Annotated in this window: 16 protein-coding genes; 5 read left to right on the top strand and 11 right to left on the bottom strand. The window is 55.8% G+C overall.

All coding sequences use genetic code 11. The features are described 5' to 3' along the window. The first annotated feature begins 230 nt into the window (after positions 1–230). Together GX839_00005 and GX839_00010 are read left to right on the top strand one after the other, a co-directional pair. On the top strand, positions 231–2066 hold the full coding sequence (locus GX839_00005) for a M20 family metallopeptidase (protein NLB03858.1): 1836 nt from the start codon (positions 231–233) through the stop codon (positions 2064–2066). Positions 2067–2117: 51 nt separating this feature from the next. Continuing rightward, positions 2118–2621: a hypothetical protein gene (locus tag GX839_00010; GenBank protein ID NLB03859.1), complete on the top strand. Its 504-nt coding sequence runs from the start codon at positions 2118–2120 to the stop codon at positions 2619–2621. 43 nt (positions 2622–2664) lie between these two features. On the opposite strand, the gene GX839_00015 is transcribed toward GX839_00010, so the two are convergent. From GX839_00015 to GX839_00050, 8 genes are all read right to left on the bottom strand, one after another. Then, on the bottom strand, positions 2665–3198 hold the full coding sequence (locus tag GX839_00015) for an inorganic diphosphatase (GenBank protein NLB03860.1): 534 nt from the start codon (positions 3196–3198) through the stop codon (positions 2665–2667). Between the two features lie 69 nt (positions 3199–3267). Continuing rightward, entirely contained in the window at positions 3268–4380 is a 1113-nt protein-coding gene (locus tag GX839_00020) for an RtcB family protein (GenBank protein NLB03861.1), read from the bottom strand. Between the two features lie 89 nt (positions 4381–4469). Then, positions 4470–7064 (bottom strand): bifunctional 4-hydroxy-3-methylbut-2-enyl diphosphate reductase/30S ribosomal protein S1, encoded by a 2595-nt coding sequence (locus tag GX839_00025; GenBank protein ID NLB03862.1) that lies wholly within the window; start codon positions 7062–7064, stop codon positions 4470–4472. Continuing rightward, positions 7054–7797, bottom strand: a complete 744-nt coding sequence (locus GX839_00030) for a 1-acyl-sn-glycerol-3-phosphate acyltransferase (GenBank protein ID NLB03863.1) — start codon at positions 7795–7797, stop codon at positions 7054–7056. Before GX839_00030 ends, GX839_00025 begins: the two co-directional genes overlap by 11 nt. A 14-nt stretch (positions 7798–7811) precedes the next feature. Beyond that, positions 7812–9101, bottom strand: a complete 1290-nt coding sequence (locus GX839_00035; protein NLB03864.1) for a (d)CMP kinase — start codon at positions 9099–9101, stop codon at positions 7812–7814. A gap of 4 nt (positions 9102–9105) precedes the next feature. Next, positions 9106–9855: a segregation/condensation protein A gene (locus GX839_00040; protein NLB03865.1), complete on the bottom strand. Its 750-nt coding sequence runs from the start codon at positions 9853–9855 to the stop codon at positions 9106–9108. Between the two features lie 22 nt (positions 9856–9877). Beyond that, positions 9878–10894 (bottom strand): tryptophan--tRNA ligase, encoded by a 1017-nt coding sequence (gene trpS, locus GX839_00045; GenBank protein ID NLB03866.1) that lies wholly within the window; start codon positions 10892–10894, stop codon positions 9878–9880. 12 nt (positions 10895–10906) lie between these two features. Then, positions 10907–11692 carry a site-2 protease family protein gene (locus GX839_00050; protein ID NLB03867.1) on the bottom strand — a complete coding sequence of 262 codons (786 nt, stop codon included), beginning with the start codon at positions 11690–11692 and terminating at the stop codon, positions 10907–10909. A gap of 230 nt (positions 11693–11922) precedes the next feature. On the opposite strand from GX839_00050, the gene GX839_00055 reads away from it, so the two are divergent. Then, positions 11923–12126 (top strand): hypothetical protein, encoded by a 204-nt coding sequence (locus GX839_00055; GenBank protein NLB03868.1) that lies wholly within the window; start codon positions 11923–11925, stop codon positions 12124–12126. A 1125-nt stretch (positions 12127–13251) separates the two neighbouring features. On the opposite strand, the gene GX839_00060 is transcribed toward GX839_00055, so the two are convergent. After that, entirely contained in the window at positions 13252–14388 is a 1137-nt protein-coding gene (locus tag GX839_00060; protein NLB03869.1) for a hypothetical protein, read from the bottom strand. 337 nt (positions 14389–14725) lie between these two features. Here GX839_00060 and GX839_00065 point away from each other — a divergent pair, with 337 nt between their 5' ends. Beyond that, positions 14726–15688, top strand: coding sequence for a hypothetical protein (locus GX839_00065; GenBank protein NLB03870.1), 963 nt, complete (start codon positions 14726–14728; stop codon positions 15686–15688). Between the two features lie 3 nt (positions 15689–15691). On the opposite strand, the gene buk is transcribed toward GX839_00065, so the two are convergent. Continuing rightward, positions 15692–16747: a butyrate kinase gene (buk, locus tag GX839_00070; protein NLB03871.1), complete on the bottom strand. Its 1056-nt coding sequence runs from the start codon at positions 16745–16747 to the stop codon at positions 15692–15694. Between the two features lie 16 nt (positions 16748–16763). Then, positions 16764–17645, bottom strand: a complete 882-nt coding sequence (locus GX839_00075) for a phosphate butyryltransferase (GenBank protein NLB03872.1) — start codon at positions 17643–17645, stop codon at positions 16764–16766. A gap of 286 nt (positions 17646–17931) precedes the next feature. Between GX839_00075 and GX839_00080 the strand changes: the two genes are divergently transcribed. Then, positions 17932–18097: hypothetical protein (locus GX839_00080; protein ID NLB03873.1), on the top strand; the 166-nt coding region annotated here is incomplete at its 3' end.

An 18097-nucleotide genomic window follows, 5' to 3' on the forward strand; every position in this document is an offset into this window, starting at 1 on the left:
CCAATGCCGGGACAGTACAGTCGAAACCCTTGAAAATATCTTCGATAGAAAGGACACGGAAAGAAGAGATCGGATTAAGCAACCAAACAATAACGTCTCTTGACAAAGGGTCACTACATAACAGTAAGCTGGACATACCTATCGTTGTTCGCCCGCCCTATTTATCAGGCAACCGCATCGATCGTGTTATAGTAATCCTTAACAGAGCGACAGCATGGGAGGGAGTCTTTATGATCTCAAATTCGCTATTGAAGTTCGCGGCGGCCGAAAACTGGTATGTCTACAAAGACGGTGAGTTCACCTTCGGTGAAATCCAGGGTTACCCCGTGACCGCCAGAACTCAGGATATTCTCAGCTCTTTCTTTTTCCCGCTCGCCGGCATCGCGCCCGAAGACCTGATTGAACTGACCGGCTGGATCGAAAAGAGTCGTTTCGCCCTTAAGCTGATCGACTATGAGATGACGGACAATTTCATTGCCATCCGTGCCAAGGATACGGTTTTTTCGGGAACGGCTTCCGCTATCCGCCGTTTCCTTATGGTTTTCACAGATAAATTGAAAGAACTGGACCTGGCTCCCGACAACTGTGTAGTTTGCGGCCTGCCGACAGAGCAAACGGCCCTCTATGTTGGTCTGTATTGTCACATTCACCCGGAATGCGTCGACAAGGAGGGCGTGGATTTTACCGCCGCGGGCACACAACCGGAAGAGGAGGAACTCATTGTGTTATCAGAGGAAGAAATGAAAGAGATTGTGGATCCCCAAACAATTAAATCCTTGGCTGGCGCATTTGCCCCGGAACGCAAAGCTTTCCTCGAGGACCTGGCCCGTCTTATTTCCATCCCCAGCGTGGATGGAAACCCTGAAGAAGATGCGCCCTACGGACGTGAAACCCGGCGTGCCCTGGATTCCTTCCTGGCTATTGCGGACCGCATGGGTTTCCGAACGGTCAATGTTGAAAACGTAGCAGGATACGCCGAAATGGGAGAGGGTGATCAAATGGTTGCCGCTGTCTGCCACCTCGATGTGGTTCCCGCGGGAAGCGGCTGGGATTCCGACCCCTTTGAACTGGCCATCGAGGGGGACAAGGTTACCGGTCGCGGAGTCATGGACGACAAAGGTCCTGCGCTTTCGGCGCTCTATGCCATGAAATCCCTGCTTGAAGACCCTTCCTGGAAGCCAAACAAAAGGATCCGCCTGATCGTCGGCCTGAATGAAGAAAAAGGGAGCGCCTGTATGGCCCGGTACCGTGAAGTGGAAGAAACGCCCGCAGCCGGTTTCACAGCCGATGCTGTCTTCCCTGTTATCTACGCGGAGAAAGGCAACGCGGTCATTGTATTCCAGCTGCCGCGTGATCAAAATGATGCTATTTTGCAGGCCTCCGCCGGTGAAGCCGTCAATATGGTGCCGGGGCTTTGCACAGTCGAGCTTGAGGAGGGTTCCCCTGAAACCTATGAAGGGGTCATTGCCCACGCCAGCACCCCCGAACAGGGCAAGAACGCCATCTCGGCCGCCATGGAGGCCGTCGCCGGTAAACTGGAAGAATCCGGCAAAGAAGACCGGTTCGTCACCTTCTATAACGACTTGATCGGCTGGGAGCTTGACGGGAGCAAACTGGGACTTGCTTATGAAGATGAGACGGGCATCACCACCGTCAACGCCGGCCTCCTGTCAATCGACGCTGACCAGGCGCTTTTGACCATCAATATCCGCTACCCCGTCACAATGGATGTCGAGGAAGCCCAGCGCAAACTGGAACAGGCAGCCGCTCCCTACGGTGTCAAGGTCACCTGGCCCGGCATCATGGAACCGCTTATCTACCCCAAGGATTCCCATCTGATTTCGACCATGATGGACGCCTACCGGGAACTGACCGGAACCGATGCCCAACCGCTGGCCATCGGCGGAGGCACCTATGCCCGGGCCCTGCCCAACATTGTCGGCTTCGGCCCCGTCTTCCCGGGCGACCCGGACATTGCCCACAAGGCGAACGAATGGGGCTCGGTTGACAAGCTCCTGGCCGGCGCCGCCCTCTACCGGGAGGTGCTGAAACGTCTGGCGGAATAAAATCCAACCGGAGAAAACCGCCCGGCAGCCGCCCTGAACTGGAGCATGTCGATGAGAAGAGACAGCATCGAAATTGATGGCAAGGGCTACGCTACCACAAAAGTCATGGCCGGCGTCTGGGGTGTGAGCCAGAGAACAGCATCCAGATATTGCCGCGACGGTTTGGTAGCCGGAGCTTTCAAAGACAGCAGCAACCGCTACCTGATCCCGGTCGATACCAGAAAACCCTTGAGCAGGCAGGTGATCGAAAAAGTACTGTGGCTGGTCATCCAGCTAAAGAACGCACCCGCTTTCCGGATCGATTACGCAAAGATGGAAATTAAGCCCGAACAACTGGCGGGAGCTTTCGAATATCTGGCGGATCTTGGGCTGGTAAGCCCGCCGGGTCACTATCCGGCAAAAGAGATTCCCTACCGTGTCAGCCTGACACGGAAAGGCGTGGATTTCATCCGCAATCAGAAGGATGAAAGCGGGACATTGAAAACGGTCATCGACACCATCCTTCAGCTCATGCCATCGCTTATCAAACTGGTGATCTATGCCCTCGGTCTTTAAGAATCTTAAGAATCAAGGATAAAACAGGATCCTGCCTCTTGTTTTATTCGCGCTTCAGCCAGCGGTCAAACTTGTCCAAAGCCTTGGCAATCACCTTCTGGGCCGACTCGGCTGAATGAATCTTGGTCATGGCCGTCCCCTTGCCCTCCAGTTCTTTATAGACGCTGAAAAAGTGCTGCATCTCAGTCAGCATATGCTCGGGCAGGTCCTCCAGTTCCGTCCAGCTCCTCATCTGCGGGTCTTCGAAGGGGATGGCGATAATCTTCTCATCCTCTTTGTTGTCATCAATCATGGAAAAAGCACCGATCGGATAACACTCAACCAGGCAGAGAGGCGCCAGACTCTCCGTTGACAGGACAAGGACGTCGAGGGCATCACCGTCTTCCGACAGAGTCCTGGGGATAAAGCCGTAATTGGCAGGGTAATGGGTTGATGTATAGAGAATGCGGTCGAGACGGAGCATGCCGATCCGGTCGTCGTACTCATATTTCTGCTTGCTGCCGCGCGGTATTTCGATCACGGCGTAAAAGCGGTCTTTTTTAATCCAGTCCTTGGGAATCGATGTCCATCGAAGCATTCAAACCACCTCCGGTTCGCTTTGTCGCTCTTTCTAATCCTATCAGAATCAGACACCTTCTACTAATGTTCACTCTCTGGCCTTGAAATTGTAAACCGGCTTCAGATGGTGATGAACCCTGACCGTATCCTTGATCTGATCGAGAAGTTCGCCCATGGGCTTGTAGGCCTCTGGACTCTCGTCCAGGGTGTCGTGGCTGATGGAACTTGTATAGATACCTTCCATCAGCTGGTGGAGAGTACGAAGGGACAAAATTTTTCTCGCTTCGGTCCTTGACATGATCCGGCCTGCCCCGTGGGGTGCCGATTGATTCCAGTCAGGGTTTCCCAGACCTTCGCAAAGCAGGGATCCGTCGCGCATATTCATGGGGATCAGCACAAGTTCACCTTTTCTTGCCGAGATGGCCCCTTTTCGCAGAATCATGGAGTCCAGGTCGATGTAGTTGTGGATGGTGGTCAGATCCATATCATATTCGAGGTCAAAACCCTGAACCATTTCATCGACCATGGCCTTGCGGTTCAGTTCGGCAAATCTTTGGATCAGCTTCATGTCGTGCAGGTAATCCTCGAAAGGCCCGCCTTCCAGATAGGCCAGATCGCGCGGCAGGTGGGGTTTGAGCCTGGAGGCCATCTTCTGGTAGTAAAGAGCGACCTGGAGGCCCAGATTGCGAGAACCTGAGTGGACGACCAGGTAGAGCCGGTTCTTCTCATCGCGGTTAATCTCAATGAAATGATTGCCCCCGCCCAGGGTGCCCAGCGAGAGTTCTGCCCGGTCCATGCGGAGTTGGCGGTCATTTTTGCCGCCTTCACGGCAGCGGAGATCCTGCAGGTTAATCCTGTCCAGGTAGCGGTGCGGTCTTTTACGGATGGCAGGGCCCGATGGTATCTTTGACCGGATCAGGCGGTCAAAGGCTTTGAAATCGATCGAGTCTTCTTTCAGCCGGATGGTCTCCATGCCGCAGCCGATGTCAACGCCGACCATGTTGGGCACAACCTGGCCGGTAATGGTCATGGTTGTCCCGATGGTGCTCCCCGCACCTGCATGGACATCCGGCATGACACGGATTTTGCTCCCCTTGGTGAAGGGCTGGTCACAAAGAAGCCTGATCTGGGCATATGCGGTTTCCTCCACTTCTTTGGCGAAAACCTTTGCCTCGTTATACTGTCCTCTTATCGTAATCATGTCCGGTCCTCTGACTCAAATAAAAGGAGTCTAAAAAAGGGGACGTCAGATATCCCGGCGTCCCCTGGTCTGGTCTCGGGATCGAAAAGCTACTCGCCTTCCTCCAGCGGGGGAAGCTCTTCTGCCGCTTCTGCAGGGGCTTGCGGCTCCTCGATTTTTTCTTCAGCCTTTTCCTCAGCAGCTTCTTCAGCTGCCGGGGCCTCCGGCTCTTCCGCCTTTTCTTCCACTTCAACCATGTCGGCCTGAACCGGTTCTGAAAGCGCTTTCGCCTCCGCCGGTTCTTCGGCAGACTCTTCGGCTGGGAGCATCTCTTCTGCCGCTTTTTCAGCCGTTTTCTTCGTCTTGGCAGCTTTCTTTGCTGCAGGCTTCTTGTCTTCCTCGACCTCTTCAGCTTCCTTTTCCACCGCTTCTTCAGTCGTTTCTCCCACGGCCACCGGGGCAGCCTCCTCAGCAAGAGCCTCCTCTTTCACCTGGCCAGTTTCGGCTTCTTTCTGGATTTCTTCCGCCTTTTCTTCTTCCTGTTTGGCGGCCATGCTGTCGAGAAGATCGGAACCTTCCTTGGTCACTGTGGTAATGGCTGCCATATCTGAAATGGTAGTCCGTGCTGCCTGGTCATCGGTGTATCCGGTCGGCAGCTCATCGCGGTCTTCCCGGCGTCTTCCGCCTTTGCGGCGCGGTGCCTGCTGCCTTCTTTGCTGCTGTTCTTGCTGCTGAAGAACAATCTCGGAATCGGGCTCGGGATTAATGGGCTCAACCTCGCGGATACTGACGCTGATACGGCGGGCCTCGTCTGACACCTCCACCACCCGGGCATCCACCTCCATTCCCTCGACCAGCACATCACTTGGCTTGTTCAAATGGTAGTTGGAGATCTGCGAGATATGGCAGAGGGCATCAACTTCCGGCGCGATGTTGATGAAAGCGCCGAATGGGAACATCCTGACCACCACGCCCCGCACAATGGCGCCGACGGGGAACCGGGCCTCAATGTCGCGGTAGGGGTCGTCCTCATCGCGGCGGTAACCGAGTGAGATCCGTTTTTTCGCGCGGTCATAATCCTTGACAAAAACCTGGATCTTGTCACCGACCGAGAGGACTTCGGATGGATGCCGGATCCGCTGCCAGGACAATTCACTGATGTGGACCAGACCGTCAACCCCTCCGATATCGACAAAGGCGCCGAAGTTGGTCAGATTGCGGACAAGGCCGGTGTACTCATTGCCTGCCTCGATGGTATCCCAGATTTCACGCTCACTCGCCCGGCGTTCATGCTGCAGGAGGACCCTTCGAGATCCCGACACCCGCATGCGGCGGCGGTCCGGATCAAATTGGGTAATCAGGATATCGAACTCCTGGTCCCGGTAAGGTTCCAAATCGTCGACCATGGTCAGCTCGAGCTGGGTACGGTGAATGTAGATGTCAATGCTGCGGTAGGACGCAATGACGCCGTCGCGCACGACATTGACGACTTTAACGGGAATGGGTGTTTTTTCTTCAAACGCCTTCTCGATAAATTCCCTGTGTTTCAGTGTCTCGACGTAGCCGGTGGAAAGCATAATTTCCTTGCCGGTATCTGAGCTGCGAATGCTTCGGATGTAAACATCAACTTCCTGGTGGTTTTTAACGGCTTCATCCAGATCATAGTCAGGGTTTTTCTCCAGCTCGCGGATCGGAACCTTGCCTTCCGACTTGTCCTTTACGTCAACGTAGACGAACTCTTCGTCGTAGCGGACGATTCTTCCGCGGACAATACTTTTCGGTTGAAGCTCCGGTATGCTGTCAACGTAATCCTCGAAACTGACGTCAGCATTCTCCTCCGGCTTCGCCATGCCTTCATTTGTTGTCATTCTGTTGATAACCTCCCTGATCATCACGTCTGGTGTTGAGGCACCGGTCGTCAGACCGATCCTCCTTGAACCGGCCGGGAGAGGTGCCAAAATTTCCCCGACCTGGTCCGGCCTTTGTATCAAATGTACTTCGACGCCTTCCCCCCTGCATAAGTCAACCAGTTTGCGGGTGTTCGAACTCGTTTCACTTCCGAGCACAAAAACCAGATCGGAGGAAGCCGCAAGCGCCGCAGCATCCGTCTGCCTGCGGACAGTCGTACTACATATTGTATCAAAAATCTTCAGTTTGGCAATTTTGACCTCGAGGAGACGCCGAATCTGCTTCCATCGCTCATTCGAGAAGGTGGTCTGGGAGACAAGAATCCACTCTTTTTCCTCAAAATCACAGGCCTCTGCCTGGTCCGGCGTTTCGATCAAAATTAGATCAGCGCCCGCCGCATAGCCAACCACCCCCATCACCTCCGGGTGGCCGCCCGCCCCTGCGATGATGATGCCTTTCCCCTCCCTGGAAGCCCCGGCCACAATGGTCTGGATCTTTTTCACGAAGGGACAGGTTCCGTCCAGCACTGTGCAGCCCTTGTCCCTCAATGTCGCTTCGACCTCAGGTGCAACGCCATGGGCGCGGATCAACACCCTGGCCCCGTCGGGTATCTCTTCAATGCTTTCAGCCAGGCGGGCTCCCCGCGCTTCCAGATCTTCAATCACCTGCTCATTGTGGACCAGAGCCCCATAAAGCCAGAGTGAATCGCTGTCATCCGCCAAAGCCTGACAGGCCAGATCGACAGCCCGGCGCACACCTGGACAAAAACCAGCGGATTTTGCGACTTCAATCTCCAACTTCTCTCTTCTTTCGGCCTACCGGGCGGATTGTTTCAACGGGCTCTTCTATCAGTTTTTGTTCGAAAAGAGCGCCATATCCTTCAATTCCCCGGCATTGGTAGGGAAGACCCGCAGCAGCGTAGATCCGCCGCATCATTTCCCGGGCAATGCCTTCCTGCTCCTCCCTGGATAAGGATTCCGTCCCCCGCAGGCCATAGCGGACCGGCCAGCCAAAAGTGTAGCGGGGGCGACCCAATAAGCGGTAGCGGGGCTCGATGGAAACCGGCAGGATGGGAATCCCCCGCCGGATGGCATAAACAAAAATGGAAGCGTGCAGTTCCGCGGTACCGGCCTCCTCAGCTTTTATCCGCGTCCCTTCGGGGAATATGCCTACGACCCTGCCCGCCCTGATCTGTGACAGGATCAGCTTAGAGGCCCGGATATCGGCGATCGACCGGTCGAGCGGGATGGCCCGGAAGGCTTTCAGAATCCGTCCGATCAGTTTCATGCGGTAGAGTTCCTGCTTGGCGACAATGCTAAGCCGTTTCGAAGGATAAAGAAAGGTGAGAAAGATGGGGTCCAGGATGTGGTGATGATTGGCGATCAGGATGCAGCCTTCCCCTTCAGGTTCAACCCGTTGGCCCGCCCGCTTCGGCAGGAATACGGGCCAGAGCAGGATGGCAACCAGGAAACGGACGACAGCCCGAATCCAGGCGGAAAACCAGTCGGCTCCCGCCAATTCAACTTTCATCCTGTCCTCCGGACTCATTTGGCGCCATCCTCCGCAGCCGCCCTCCACATGGGCTGCTCCCGCTCTTTTTGACGGATAAGGTCGATCATGGCCTCAACCACTTCAGTGGCGCTCATCTTGCTGGAATCAATCAGGATGGCGTCTTCAGCCCGCCTGGCGGGTGCCAGCTCACGTTCCGCGTCCTGGCGGTCACGCTTTTCCATTTCCTTCAGAACCTCTTCCATGCTGGTTTGGACACCCGCTTTTTCCAGGTCTTTCAGGCGGCGTTCCGCCCGTGCCTCGGCTGACGCAGTTATGAAAAACTTAACCGGTGCGTCAGGAAATACATAAGTGCCGATGTCCCGCCCCTCCAAAATGAGCGCCTGCCTTTTCCCAAGCTCACGCTGGATACGGACGCAATAGTCGCGGCAAACAGGCAGGGTACTGATGTCGGAAGCTGCTTTTGCCACTTCCGGTGTCCGGATGTAGGGCATCATGTCCTCCCCATCGACCAGGGTTTTCTGGACCCGGTCCGACAAGTCGATTTCCATGCTTGTCGAGGTCAGCATGGCCCGGACCGCCTCGGCGTCGGAGGGCTTTATCCCCGAACGCAGGGCCTTGTATCCCAGAGCCCGGTACATAGCGCCAGTATCAAGCGTCAGGATTCCCAAATGTTCGGACAGGAGACGGGCCACCGTACTCTTGCCCGAGCCCGAGGGGCCGTCGATGGCGATCACCAGGGGCCTGGGAGCCGCCTGACGCGCGGAATCCCCCGGCCCGCCTTCCGTTATCCGGGTCACGGTTTCATACATGAGCAAATCAACCGGGGGCAGTTCTTTGGCCGACTTAAGACCGAAGTCAAGCAGGAATTGTTCTGTCACGTCAAGCAGAGCAGGCCTGCCCGGGGCGTCCAGAACTCCGACCTCGCGGACCAGTCCCCTCTCAATCAGGCGGGCAACCACCGAATCGCTGTCGACTCCGCGTACCGTTTCAATTTCAGCCCGGGTTGCCGGCGCGTTGTAGGCAATCACCGCCAGGGTTTCGTAGGCAGCATCCGTAAGTTTCTGGTCACGGGTTTTCCCAAAGAAAGCCTCAACAAGCTCCTTGTGCTCCGGCGCCGTGGCCAGGGCTGCAGCATTCTCCAGCTCACGGAGGACAAGTCCCGACAGTGGATCCCGCTGATAGCGGCGCTTCAGCTGCTCCAGAAGCCCCCTGACTTCTTCTTCAGATTTTTCAAGCAGGCGGGCCAGCTCCTCGACGGCAAGGGGGTCGCCGGCCACAAAGAGCAGCGCCTCCAGTCTGGCCAGATCCTGAACTTCACCCATAAGGTCACCTGCCCTTCCGCTCGATCATGATGGGCGAGAAAAGCGACTTCTGCGTCACCCTGGCCTTGTTTTGGAAAACCAGTTCCAGCATGGCCAAAAAACCGGTAATCCTCTCGAGTGCCGGGAGTTCCGGAGGAAACAATTCGTAGAAAAAGACCCGCGACCGGCCTGAAATATGGCGGGCAATGTAAAGCATCCGCTCTGTCAGCGAGATGCGCTCCCGTTCAAGAATCCGGTCGACCTGCTCCGTGCTGTCATCGAAACGGTTGGTATTACGGAGGGCAAGTGCCTCCACGGAGCGATCAAACTGCCCGCGTTCAAGCTGGACCGTTCCGCGTTCGCGGACCAGTCCCAGACGCTCGGGCGGTGCCGGTGCCCTGCCGTAGATTCCGCCGTGGTCAAGATGCCGCGCACGAAGCGAAGAGGCCAGCAGCCTGCATCGCCTGTAGAGCATGAGGCGAAGAATGAGCAGGTCACCCGGGTCACTTGCCTCTCCCTCCTCCTGCCGCCGCTCCGGTAAGAGCAGGGCTGACTTGAGTTGGATCAAGGTGGCCGCCATGAGCAGGAAAGAGCTGGCCAGCTCCATGTCAAAGACAGGCGCCCCGCGAATAATTTCCAGGTATTGGTCGGCGATGGAGGCGATGGATACCCGGTCCACCGGGATCCGGTTCTTTTCAACAAGCTGGTTCAGCAGGTCGAGCGGCCCGTCGTATTCGAGAATATTGACCTTCAAGGTATCGTTTTCCCTGGCCATTGGCGCTTGTTTGCTCCCCGGCCTATTCAGCGGCGGTAAAACCGATCTTCATGGCTTGGCGGGCTTCAGCCAGTATGGGCCGGGCAATCCTGCGGGCCTTTTGGGAACCATCATCCAGAATGTTCAACAGTCCCTTTCTGTCGGCCAGCAGGCGGGTACGTTCTTCATGAATAGGCGTATGAACTGCAGCCACCCTGGCGGCACACCGCTTTTTGCAGTCAACGCAGCCGATCCGTCCCTCCCGGCAAAGCGTGCCGATCTCCTCCCACTCATCCGGATTGAACTCCTTGTGCATGGCATAGACCGAACAGATTTCCGGGTGTCCCGGGTCAGTCTTGTGAATCCGCGCCGGGTCAGTCACCATGGACATGACTTTTTTGCGTACCGCTTCCGGCGGATCGGCAAAGGCGATGACATTGTCATAACTTTTCGACATCTTGCGCCCATCCGTTCCCGGCAGGACCCGGCTCTTGGTCAAAAGTGCACCCGGCTCGGGAAAGAGCTTGCCGTAGAGGTGGTTGAAACGCCTCGCGATTTCGCGGGACAGCTCCAGGTGGGGCAGCTGGTCCTCACCGACCGGCACGTAATCCGCCTTATAGATCAGGACATCTGCCGCCATCAGGCAGGGATAGCCCAAAAAGCCCAGAGTCCTGATCTCCAGATTGGACAGCTCCTGTGTCAACTCCTTATAGGAAGGATTGCGCTCCAGCCACGAGACGGGTGTCAGCATGGACAAAAGCAGCGACAACTCGGCATGTTCCGGCACGGACGATTGCAAAAAGAGAGTGGTCTTTTCCGGATCAATCCCGCTGGCAATGTAGTCGGCCGCCACGCCAAGCGTCAATTCACGGAGCTCCGTTGTGTCCTGGTAATGCGTGGTCAAGGCATGGTAGTCTGCAATGAAATAAAAGCAGCGGTAATCATCCTGCAAGGCAACCCAGTTGGACACGGCCCCCGCAAAATTTCCAATGTGGATTTCTCCCGTGGGCCTGGCGCCCGAAACAACAACCGGTTTTTTCTTTTCATTCAGATCCGTCATATCCACTCCCTCTCAGCCGATAAACATAGGCATCTGCGGCAGGCCGAGCGCCCCCTGCAGCTGCTGAAACAGCCAGGTAACCGGGTACTGGACCAGGTAATTGAAGGGTATCAGAACGTAATTGAGCAGCTGCCACAAAAGTCCGCGGCCAAAGAGGACAATCAGCAAAAAAGCCATGCCGATGTAGCGCTCGTACTGCATCAGTGAATAATACCAGCGGTCGGGCAGGGCAACTCCAAAGACCTTGTAGCCGTCCAGGGGCGGCACAGGCAGCAGATTGAAGACGGCCAGGAGCATGTTCAGGGAATAAAGGGAATAAAAAAGGGTGACCAGCGTGTCCGTCATGGAACCGTTCCGGCTGGTCAGCAGAATAACCGTGTAAACGGTACAAAACAGGATCCAGGCGATGGTCCCAAGGAAAACATTGGACATGGGGCCCGCAAGGCTGGTCAGAAACATGCCCCGCTTGACACTTTTGGCCTTGGTGAAGCGGTTGGGGTTGACGGGCACCGGCTTGGCCCAGCCGATCCCGACCAGCAAAAAAGTGATCGATCCGATCGGGTCCAGGTGACGCAAAGGATTGAGGGTCAAGCGCCCCGCCAAAGCCGCCGTGTCGTCACCCAGCCGGTTGGCCATCCAGGCGTGTGCAAACTCATGGAAGGATAATGACAAGGTCATCACAAAGACCATGATCAGAAGCTGAGTCAGATCCAGCCTTGTGAAATTAAGGATGGGAAGGGCCGCCGCAACGGGTGTCATACCAATCCAATTCAAGCTAACCGATAAAGCCAAGGGCATCTGCTGTTTACTCCTTAAAAGCCGACCCGCCCAGGGGCGGTGATCCAATGAATTATAGCACAGACGCTCTTTCCCCAACGTAAACACGGCCGATCACATACGACCGGCCGTGTGCATCTTTTTCACGGGCTTTTTGTCCAAAGGGCTTGCCCTTCCCTAAATGCTAATCGTTCCCGTCCTGAGATGCCGTCTCGGAGGTTTCCTCAGATGAGGCGCTTGACGAGCTCGACGTGCTTGATGAACTCGAAGCGCTGGATGAACTCGAAGCGCTGGATGAACTCGTTGGAGGGGCTGAACTGGATGAGGAGGCCGTCTGTGCGGAGGTCTCCTGGGTAACGGTTACGGTGGCCTCAGTCGTTGAGACCGTCGTGGTCGCCTCTGTCGTTGGAACTGTGGTCGGAGCCGTCTCCTCCACTGTCGGCTGTGCAACATAGCCGGGCCATTCGGGATCGGTCGGATCCCAGTTCCTCGATCCAGAAGGAGCACTCGGAAGCGACGTCCGCAATTTCGGAATCTCATATCCCTTACTGCTTGACAAGATTCTGCAGGGCATTCCCTTGTATGTTACGTTGTAGAAAAATTTCGCGTCACTCAGGCACATGCGGACACAGCCTGAAGATGCACGGCGTCCCAGTGCCCTGTAACCGCTCATATCACATGTGTTTTTCCTAAGGACAATCTCTCCCCTTCCCGTAGGATCCAAATACGGTACTGAATGAAACCAGGTGCTTCCCCTCACTTGAACCGCGTAGCGGACTAAGCAGGAACCCGCGTATCTTGAAGGGTTGCTGAATCTTGTTACGACGGCTTTGCTCCCTGTGAGCTTAAAGAAGCTCGACTCGCCCGTTGACGGTGTAGGATACTTTGCCCCCGACGAACAGACAAGCGAGATAGCGGGATATTCCTGGCCAGTATGCGAATCAATCCGATATAAGACAATTCTTTGAATATCCAAAAACAAGCGAACCGATGAGTAACCGCCTGCGGGAATTCTTTCCGGTGTTGGTTCCGTCGTCGTAGTAGTCGTCGTAGTCGTTGATGAAGACGAAGTCGTGGTCGTAGTCGAAGTGTCTGTGGTCGACGTCCTCGTCGTGAACGACTTGAGCGGGCGCAACGGCGCCTTATCAGTCGTATTTAAAACCGGGACTTGGGACGGGGCGGACGATGTTGTGACAAGTGTCGTCGCGGGCTGTGTATCGGCGTAGAGATCTCCCTCCTCCCCCCAGGAATTGCCGGGGGCAAAGCCTCCTGTCATCAGGATGGCTCCGGAAACAACAATGATGCCTAGAATGACGGGTACGTAGTTGAGAATTTGCTTCACAGAATCAAAATCCTTCCTCGGTCACATCTCTTTTTAAACTATTATACACATAGATTTTCAGATATTTCAGCGCCCGTCAAGGGAAATCCGGTCAAAGTGATTCAAAGAAGAAAAGCCCCCGATAAAGTTTCTCCTCCCTGGGTCAGGAGGAGGACTTGTATGGTCTGGAGAAATGGCTCCCCTGTATAGTTGCCGCCAGGACTGACCGCCAGTCACCGGAGCCGCCGCTTCATTCGTGTCACGGTGCTGTCGTCGGTTCTTCTGTGGTCGTTGTTGTCGCCGTTTCTTCCGTGGTTGTTGTCGCTGCTTCCGTTGTGGTCGACGTTGCCGTCGTTGTCGTTGCGGGTGATGTTTGCGGGTCTGTCGTAGCCGGCTCCGTTGGCGGCGGCGTCGTGGCAGGGGGCGGATCCGGTTCAGTCGGCTCGGGCGGGATCTCCTCGACCACCCTAATCCGGGTGCGGATCTCCTCGTAGGAACCGTCCGGATAGACAACCAGGACAAAAACCGTGCGCAGGACAGGCACCGACACATCGGGGACGTGGAGATAACGGTAGGTGGTTCCGGCGGGAAGGGCATCCTTGTTGATGATAATCTCAGCCGGATCGATCAGGTCCCCGACCAGGGTGTAGGGCTGGCCTCCGACAGGCTTGTACTTCCAGGCCATGTTATTCTGTTCCCTTTGCCGGTAGGGGTTTGCCGGATCCATATCGGTCGGATCCCATCCATTGCCCAGGAAAGGAGCCGGATTTTCCGGGGCCTCGGGGATATCGTAACGCGCACTGCTGTCAAAAATGTAGACAGGCATGCCCTTGTGGATGTTCTCCTGAATAAAGATGGCGTCACGAATCGAGAGCCGGATGCAGCCGTTGGAGGTCGGCGAAATTCCCAGTTTGCGGTAATCACCCAGATAGAAACGGCTCTTGTCAAGCGGCACCGCCTTGCCATCGGCGTCCTGGTAGTAGGTGTAGGGCTGTGAGTGGAAGAAAATATCGCCGCTGACGTGGGTGGCATGCCTGACCCAGACATTGCCGTCCTTGGTAAAAAGCAGCTGCCTGGGCGTATAGCCGGAAAGGAGAAAAGGTTTATCCTTAGGCGTTGTCGGCGTTGTTCCCTTCTTCCTTCCAGTGGAAATCCGAAGCGAAACCTCCGCAACAGGCGGGCCGTCCGGGGGCGTGTGAAAGAAAACCACCCGCTGGATATCCAGAAAGACAATCATGTGCGAATAATGATAAATGACTTCGGGCTGGGTCGTTGTTGTTTCCGTTGTCGTCGTCGTGGTTGTGGTGCTCGTGCTTGTACTTGTCGTGCTTGTGAAAGAAGTAGTCAAAGAGGTGGTGGATCTGGTCAGGTCCAGCCCGTCGGTGGGAGGTCTCATGGAACGCCGGCAAGAGAAGACAGCAATTGCGGTCGCCATGAAAATGAGAGTAAGGACGAGTAGCGCAAACGCTCTCCAGCCGATAAGGTACTTCATCTGCTTCTTTTTTGACTCCGCTTGTTCGCCTTGTAAGACAGACCGACAGTGACGTCAATCTTCAATTCCCCCCTAAAATACCATAGAGCGGGCCCTGGTGTATGCTACGCAAATTACAGTTTCGGTACACGGTCCATTCATCTGTGTATGGTATGATGTACCAGAAATTCGGGCCCAGATGGGAACAGGGCCAAGGAGACGCCTTTCACGCCCGAACAGCTGAAAAGAGGTGGTGTGACGCATGTTCTACCGCAGAAGTGACGGAACCCTGATCAGGGATACCCGCGATCCCATCGGCGACATCATGCCCTACATCATGCGGGGCCGCAATGAATCCGCCGTTTATTACAGCAAATCCTATTGTGTCGAAAATATCCAGCAATACATCCGCCAACAGAGAAAAGAGGGAGAGCGGATTACTGTTTTCAATATCATCTCGGCCGCCTGCCTGCATACCTTCATGCGAAGGCCCAACCTCAACCGGTTCGTGGCGGGACGCAGGCTCTACCAGCACAACTCCTTTGACATCCTTTATGTGGTCAAAACGGCCATGACCGATGAAGGCCTGGAATCGGTGGCCCGTGTCCGTTTCAACGGTGATGACACCCTCCTGTCCGTCAGGGACAAAATGGCCGAAAGCATCGACGAAATCAAAGGAACGACCGGCAAGGAAGACGACCGCTTCATCGGCATGGTCACCAAGCTGCCCCGCTTTCTCAAACGCTTCATTATCTGGGTGGCGCGCGCCCTTGACTTTCACGGCATGATGCCCAAGTCGCTTATGGAGCTGATTCCCCTGTACTCCTCCATCTTTATTTCCCACATGGGCAGCATCGGCGGTGACGCCATGTTCCACCATTTATATGAGTTCGGAACCACCTCTGTCTTCTGTGCCATCGGGCGGATTTATCTGAAGCCCTACCGCGATATCCGCACCGAGGAAGTCGTCTGGAAAAAAACCATTGACCTCAACATCACCCTGGATGAACGAATCTGCGACGGTTATTACTTCATTAAAAGCCTGGAACTCTTCGACTCGCTTCTTGACAACCCCGCCCTCCTTGAGATCACGCCGAATCAGGCCATCGCCGCGGCCGAGCAAGCAAGGCAGGAGCGTGAACAGCATGTCAAGGCCAAACAGGCGGGCAAGATCGAGGAATATTGGGAAGAGATGATGGAGCACCCCGACCGCGGCGAGGAATAGGCGTCAGGGCTGGAAAACCTGTGCCTGCTCCTCACCGCGCATGACGCGCAGGCCGCCCGCGGCCAACGCTCCCATCTCCAATTCCCCGGGATACACGTAAACAGGCGCAATAAAGCCGACACTTGCCTCGACCGCCTCCGTGATGAGTTTCGACCGGGCCATACCGCCTGTCAGGATAATGGCGCGGACCTGACCCTGAACAACCGTAGCCAGACCGCCGATGGCTTTGGCAGTCTGGTAGGCAATTCCCTCGTAGAGCAGGCGCGAATACTCATGGCCATCCAGGGCCCGGTCCTCAATGGCTACCGCGTCATTGGAACCTGTGTATGAGAGCAGGCCGCCCTTGCCGATCTCATAGCCATAGAGGGCGTCCACGCCTTCTTTCTTCACGATCCGGACCGATGTGAAAACAGAAAGACCTCCGGCACGCTCAGTCGAATAAGGGCCTTCGTCAGCTGAAACGATATCGATCAGGGCCCCTTTCGATTGCAGATTCAGCGAGATCCCTCCCCCCAGATGAGCCACGATGACATTGACCTCTTCCAGGTTAAATCCCTCCCGGGCCGCAATTTCACGCGCGACAGCCCGGGTATTGAGAACATGGCTGAAACTTCGCCTGTCATAGCCCTTGACACCGGACAGGCGGGCCAGGGGCGTCAACTCGTCCACCGAGACAGAATCGTAAATGAAAGCGGGAGTCTGATTCTCCCTGGCCAGCTGCCAGGCTATCCCCGCACCGAGGTTGGATGCGTGCTGTTCGGCCGGACAGTCCAGCAATGTCTTGACCATGGTTTCATCGATGATGTAGGCGCCGTGCCTTACCGGCGGAAGCATGCCCCCTCTTGCTACCATGACATCCAGCGAGCTGGGGGCCAGACCTTCTTCCTGGAGAAATTCCTGGACCCGGCTGACCCGCATGGGGAGCTGGTCCCGGATCGACCCGTACGCTGCCAGCTCCTTATCGGAGTGGTTGATTTTTTTCTCTTTGAGCAGTTCAAGATCTTCGAACAGGGCCACCTTGGTGGTTGTTGATCCGGGATTGATGACCAGAATCTTCATGAATTTTTTGACTCCTTCAGAAGGCCTCGTTGGATGCAGCCAGAGCTGAACAGGCAATGGAAAGAACCTTTTCCTCTGTCGATGACGACCGGGAGGTGAGAATAACAGGAGTACTGGCTCCCATCAGAAAACCAGCGGACCGGGCACCGCCTCCATAAATGAGCGATTTGGCCAGCAAATTTCCTGCCACGAAGTCGGGCACCAGCAGGATATCGGCATCGCCGGCAACCGGACTGCTGTAGCCTTTGATTCCAGCCGCCTCCTGATCAAAGGCCAGATCAAAGGAAATGGGCCCCTCGACCAGGCAGTCCTGGATCCGGCCCTCCTGATTCATTTTTTTCAAGGCGGCCGCCCTGACAGTTTCCGGCATGCGGTCGTGAACTTTTTCAACCGCGGCCAGGCAGGCCACCTTGGGCCTTGCAACGCCCAGACGGTGCATGACGCCGACCGCGTTTTCCAGGATGGCAACAAGCTGATCCAGATCGGGATACATGACCATGCCGCCATCAGTCACAAGCAGAAGTTTATGGTAACGGGGAACATCAAGCAGGGCGACGTGGGAAATCAGGCGGCCGGTGAGGAGCCCGTGCTCCTTGTTGACGACTTCCTTGAGCAGGACTGCCGTGTCGATATTTCCCTTGAGGATCATGTCGTGCCCGCCGGCGTGAACGGCTGAAACAGCCTCCAAGGCCGCCTCGCGCGCTGTAGGTCTGGTCAGGGTCCGGGCTTGCCGGACAGCGGGATCACCCGCCGCATAAAAGAAGGCTTCGACCAGACCCATCGCCTCTGCCTGCAGAACAGCCTGACGGGTATTCTCATCGGCACAGACGACTGCACACCTCTTTTTTTCGGGGTTGGACATGACCCGGTCCAGAATCGGCCTGAAGCGGTTTCCCATGGCCTGCCTCCTTTTTTACTGCTGCTGATTTACTATATCACGATCCATCCGGCCCCGCCTTCCTGCCCTCCCCGCCCCCCTCTTGCCGGGCCTTTCCATTCCGGCCCTTGTGCTATAACCTGACTTTTACAGTTTGAGCTGAATCACCCAATCCATTTACGGCATCCACTATCTCCCAAACTCGCCTAATGCGCAGGTTTGGGAGTTATTCCATGAGGGAAATGACGCCCGGCTATTGTGTTATGCTTGGTTATGCTTTATAATGGATGCGAGAGGAGGTGGACCCATGATCAGAAAAGATAAACGGATTATGAAGGACGGGACAGCCAAGACCTACATCCGGGTCGTCGAGGGCTATAGGCCCGCCCCGGGCAAGCCACCCAAGCAACGAACCCTGAAAAGCTTCGGGTATCTGGAAGACCAGGAAGACCCCGAGGCCTTCATGCGGGAAG

This window comes from Fastidiosipila sp. (assembly GCA_012511175.1).
In the GTDB taxonomy this organism is placed as follows: Bacteria; Bacillota; Clostridia; order Saccharofermentanales; family DTU023; genus UBA4923.

What these genes read in the sequence shown, in the direction of transcription:
- GX839_00040 (NLB03865.1), bottom strand. Translation starts at nt 9,855, where the DNA reads ATGGCCAGGGAAAACGATACCTTGAAGGTCAATATTCTCGAATACGAC.
- GX839_00005 (NLB03858.1), top strand. Translation starts at nt 231, where the DNA reads ATGATCTCAAATTCGCTATTGAAGTTCGCGGCGGCCGAAAACTGGTAT.
- GX839_00075 (NLB03872.1), bottom strand. Translation starts at nt 17,645, where the DNA reads ATGGGAAACCGCTTCAGGCCGATTCTGGACCGGGTCATGTCCAACCCC.
- GX839_00010 (NLB03859.1), top strand. Translation starts at nt 2,118, where the DNA reads ATGAGAAGAGACAGCATCGAAATTGATGGCAAGGGCTACGCTACCACA.
- GX839_00020 (NLB03861.1), bottom strand. Translation starts at nt 4,380, where the DNA reads ATGATTACGATAAGAGGACAGTATAACGAGGCAAAGGTTTTCGCCAAA.
- trpS (NLB03866.1), bottom strand. Translation starts at nt 10,894, where the DNA reads ATGACGGATCTGAATGAAAAGAAAAAACCGGTTGTTGTTTCGGGCGCC.
- GX839_00065 (NLB03870.1), top strand. Translation starts at nt 14,726, where the DNA reads ATGTTCTACCGCAGAAGTGACGGAACCCTGATCAGGGATACCCGCGAT.
- GX839_00060 (NLB03869.1), bottom strand. Translation starts at nt 14,388, where the DNA reads ATGAGACCTCCCACCGACGGGCTGGACCTGACCAGATCCACCACCTCT.
- buk (NLB03871.1), bottom strand. Translation starts at nt 16,747, where the DNA reads ATGAAGATTCTGGTCATCAATCCCGGATCAACAACCACCAAGGTGGCC.
- GX839_00030 (NLB03863.1), bottom strand. Translation starts at nt 7,797, where the DNA reads ATGAAAGTTGAATTGGCGGGAGCCGACTGGTTTTCCGCCTGGATTCGG.
- GX839_00035 (NLB03864.1), bottom strand. Translation starts at nt 9,101, where the DNA reads ATGGGTGAAGTTCAGGATCTGGCCAGACTGGAGGCGCTGCTCTTTGTG.
- GX839_00015 (NLB03860.1), bottom strand. Translation starts at nt 3,198, where the DNA reads ATGCTTCGATGGACATCGATTCCCAAGGACTGGATTAAAAAAGACCGC.
- GX839_00050 (NLB03867.1), bottom strand. Translation starts at nt 11,692, where the DNA reads ATGCCCTTGGCTTTATCGGTTAGCTTGAATTGGATTGGTATGACACCC.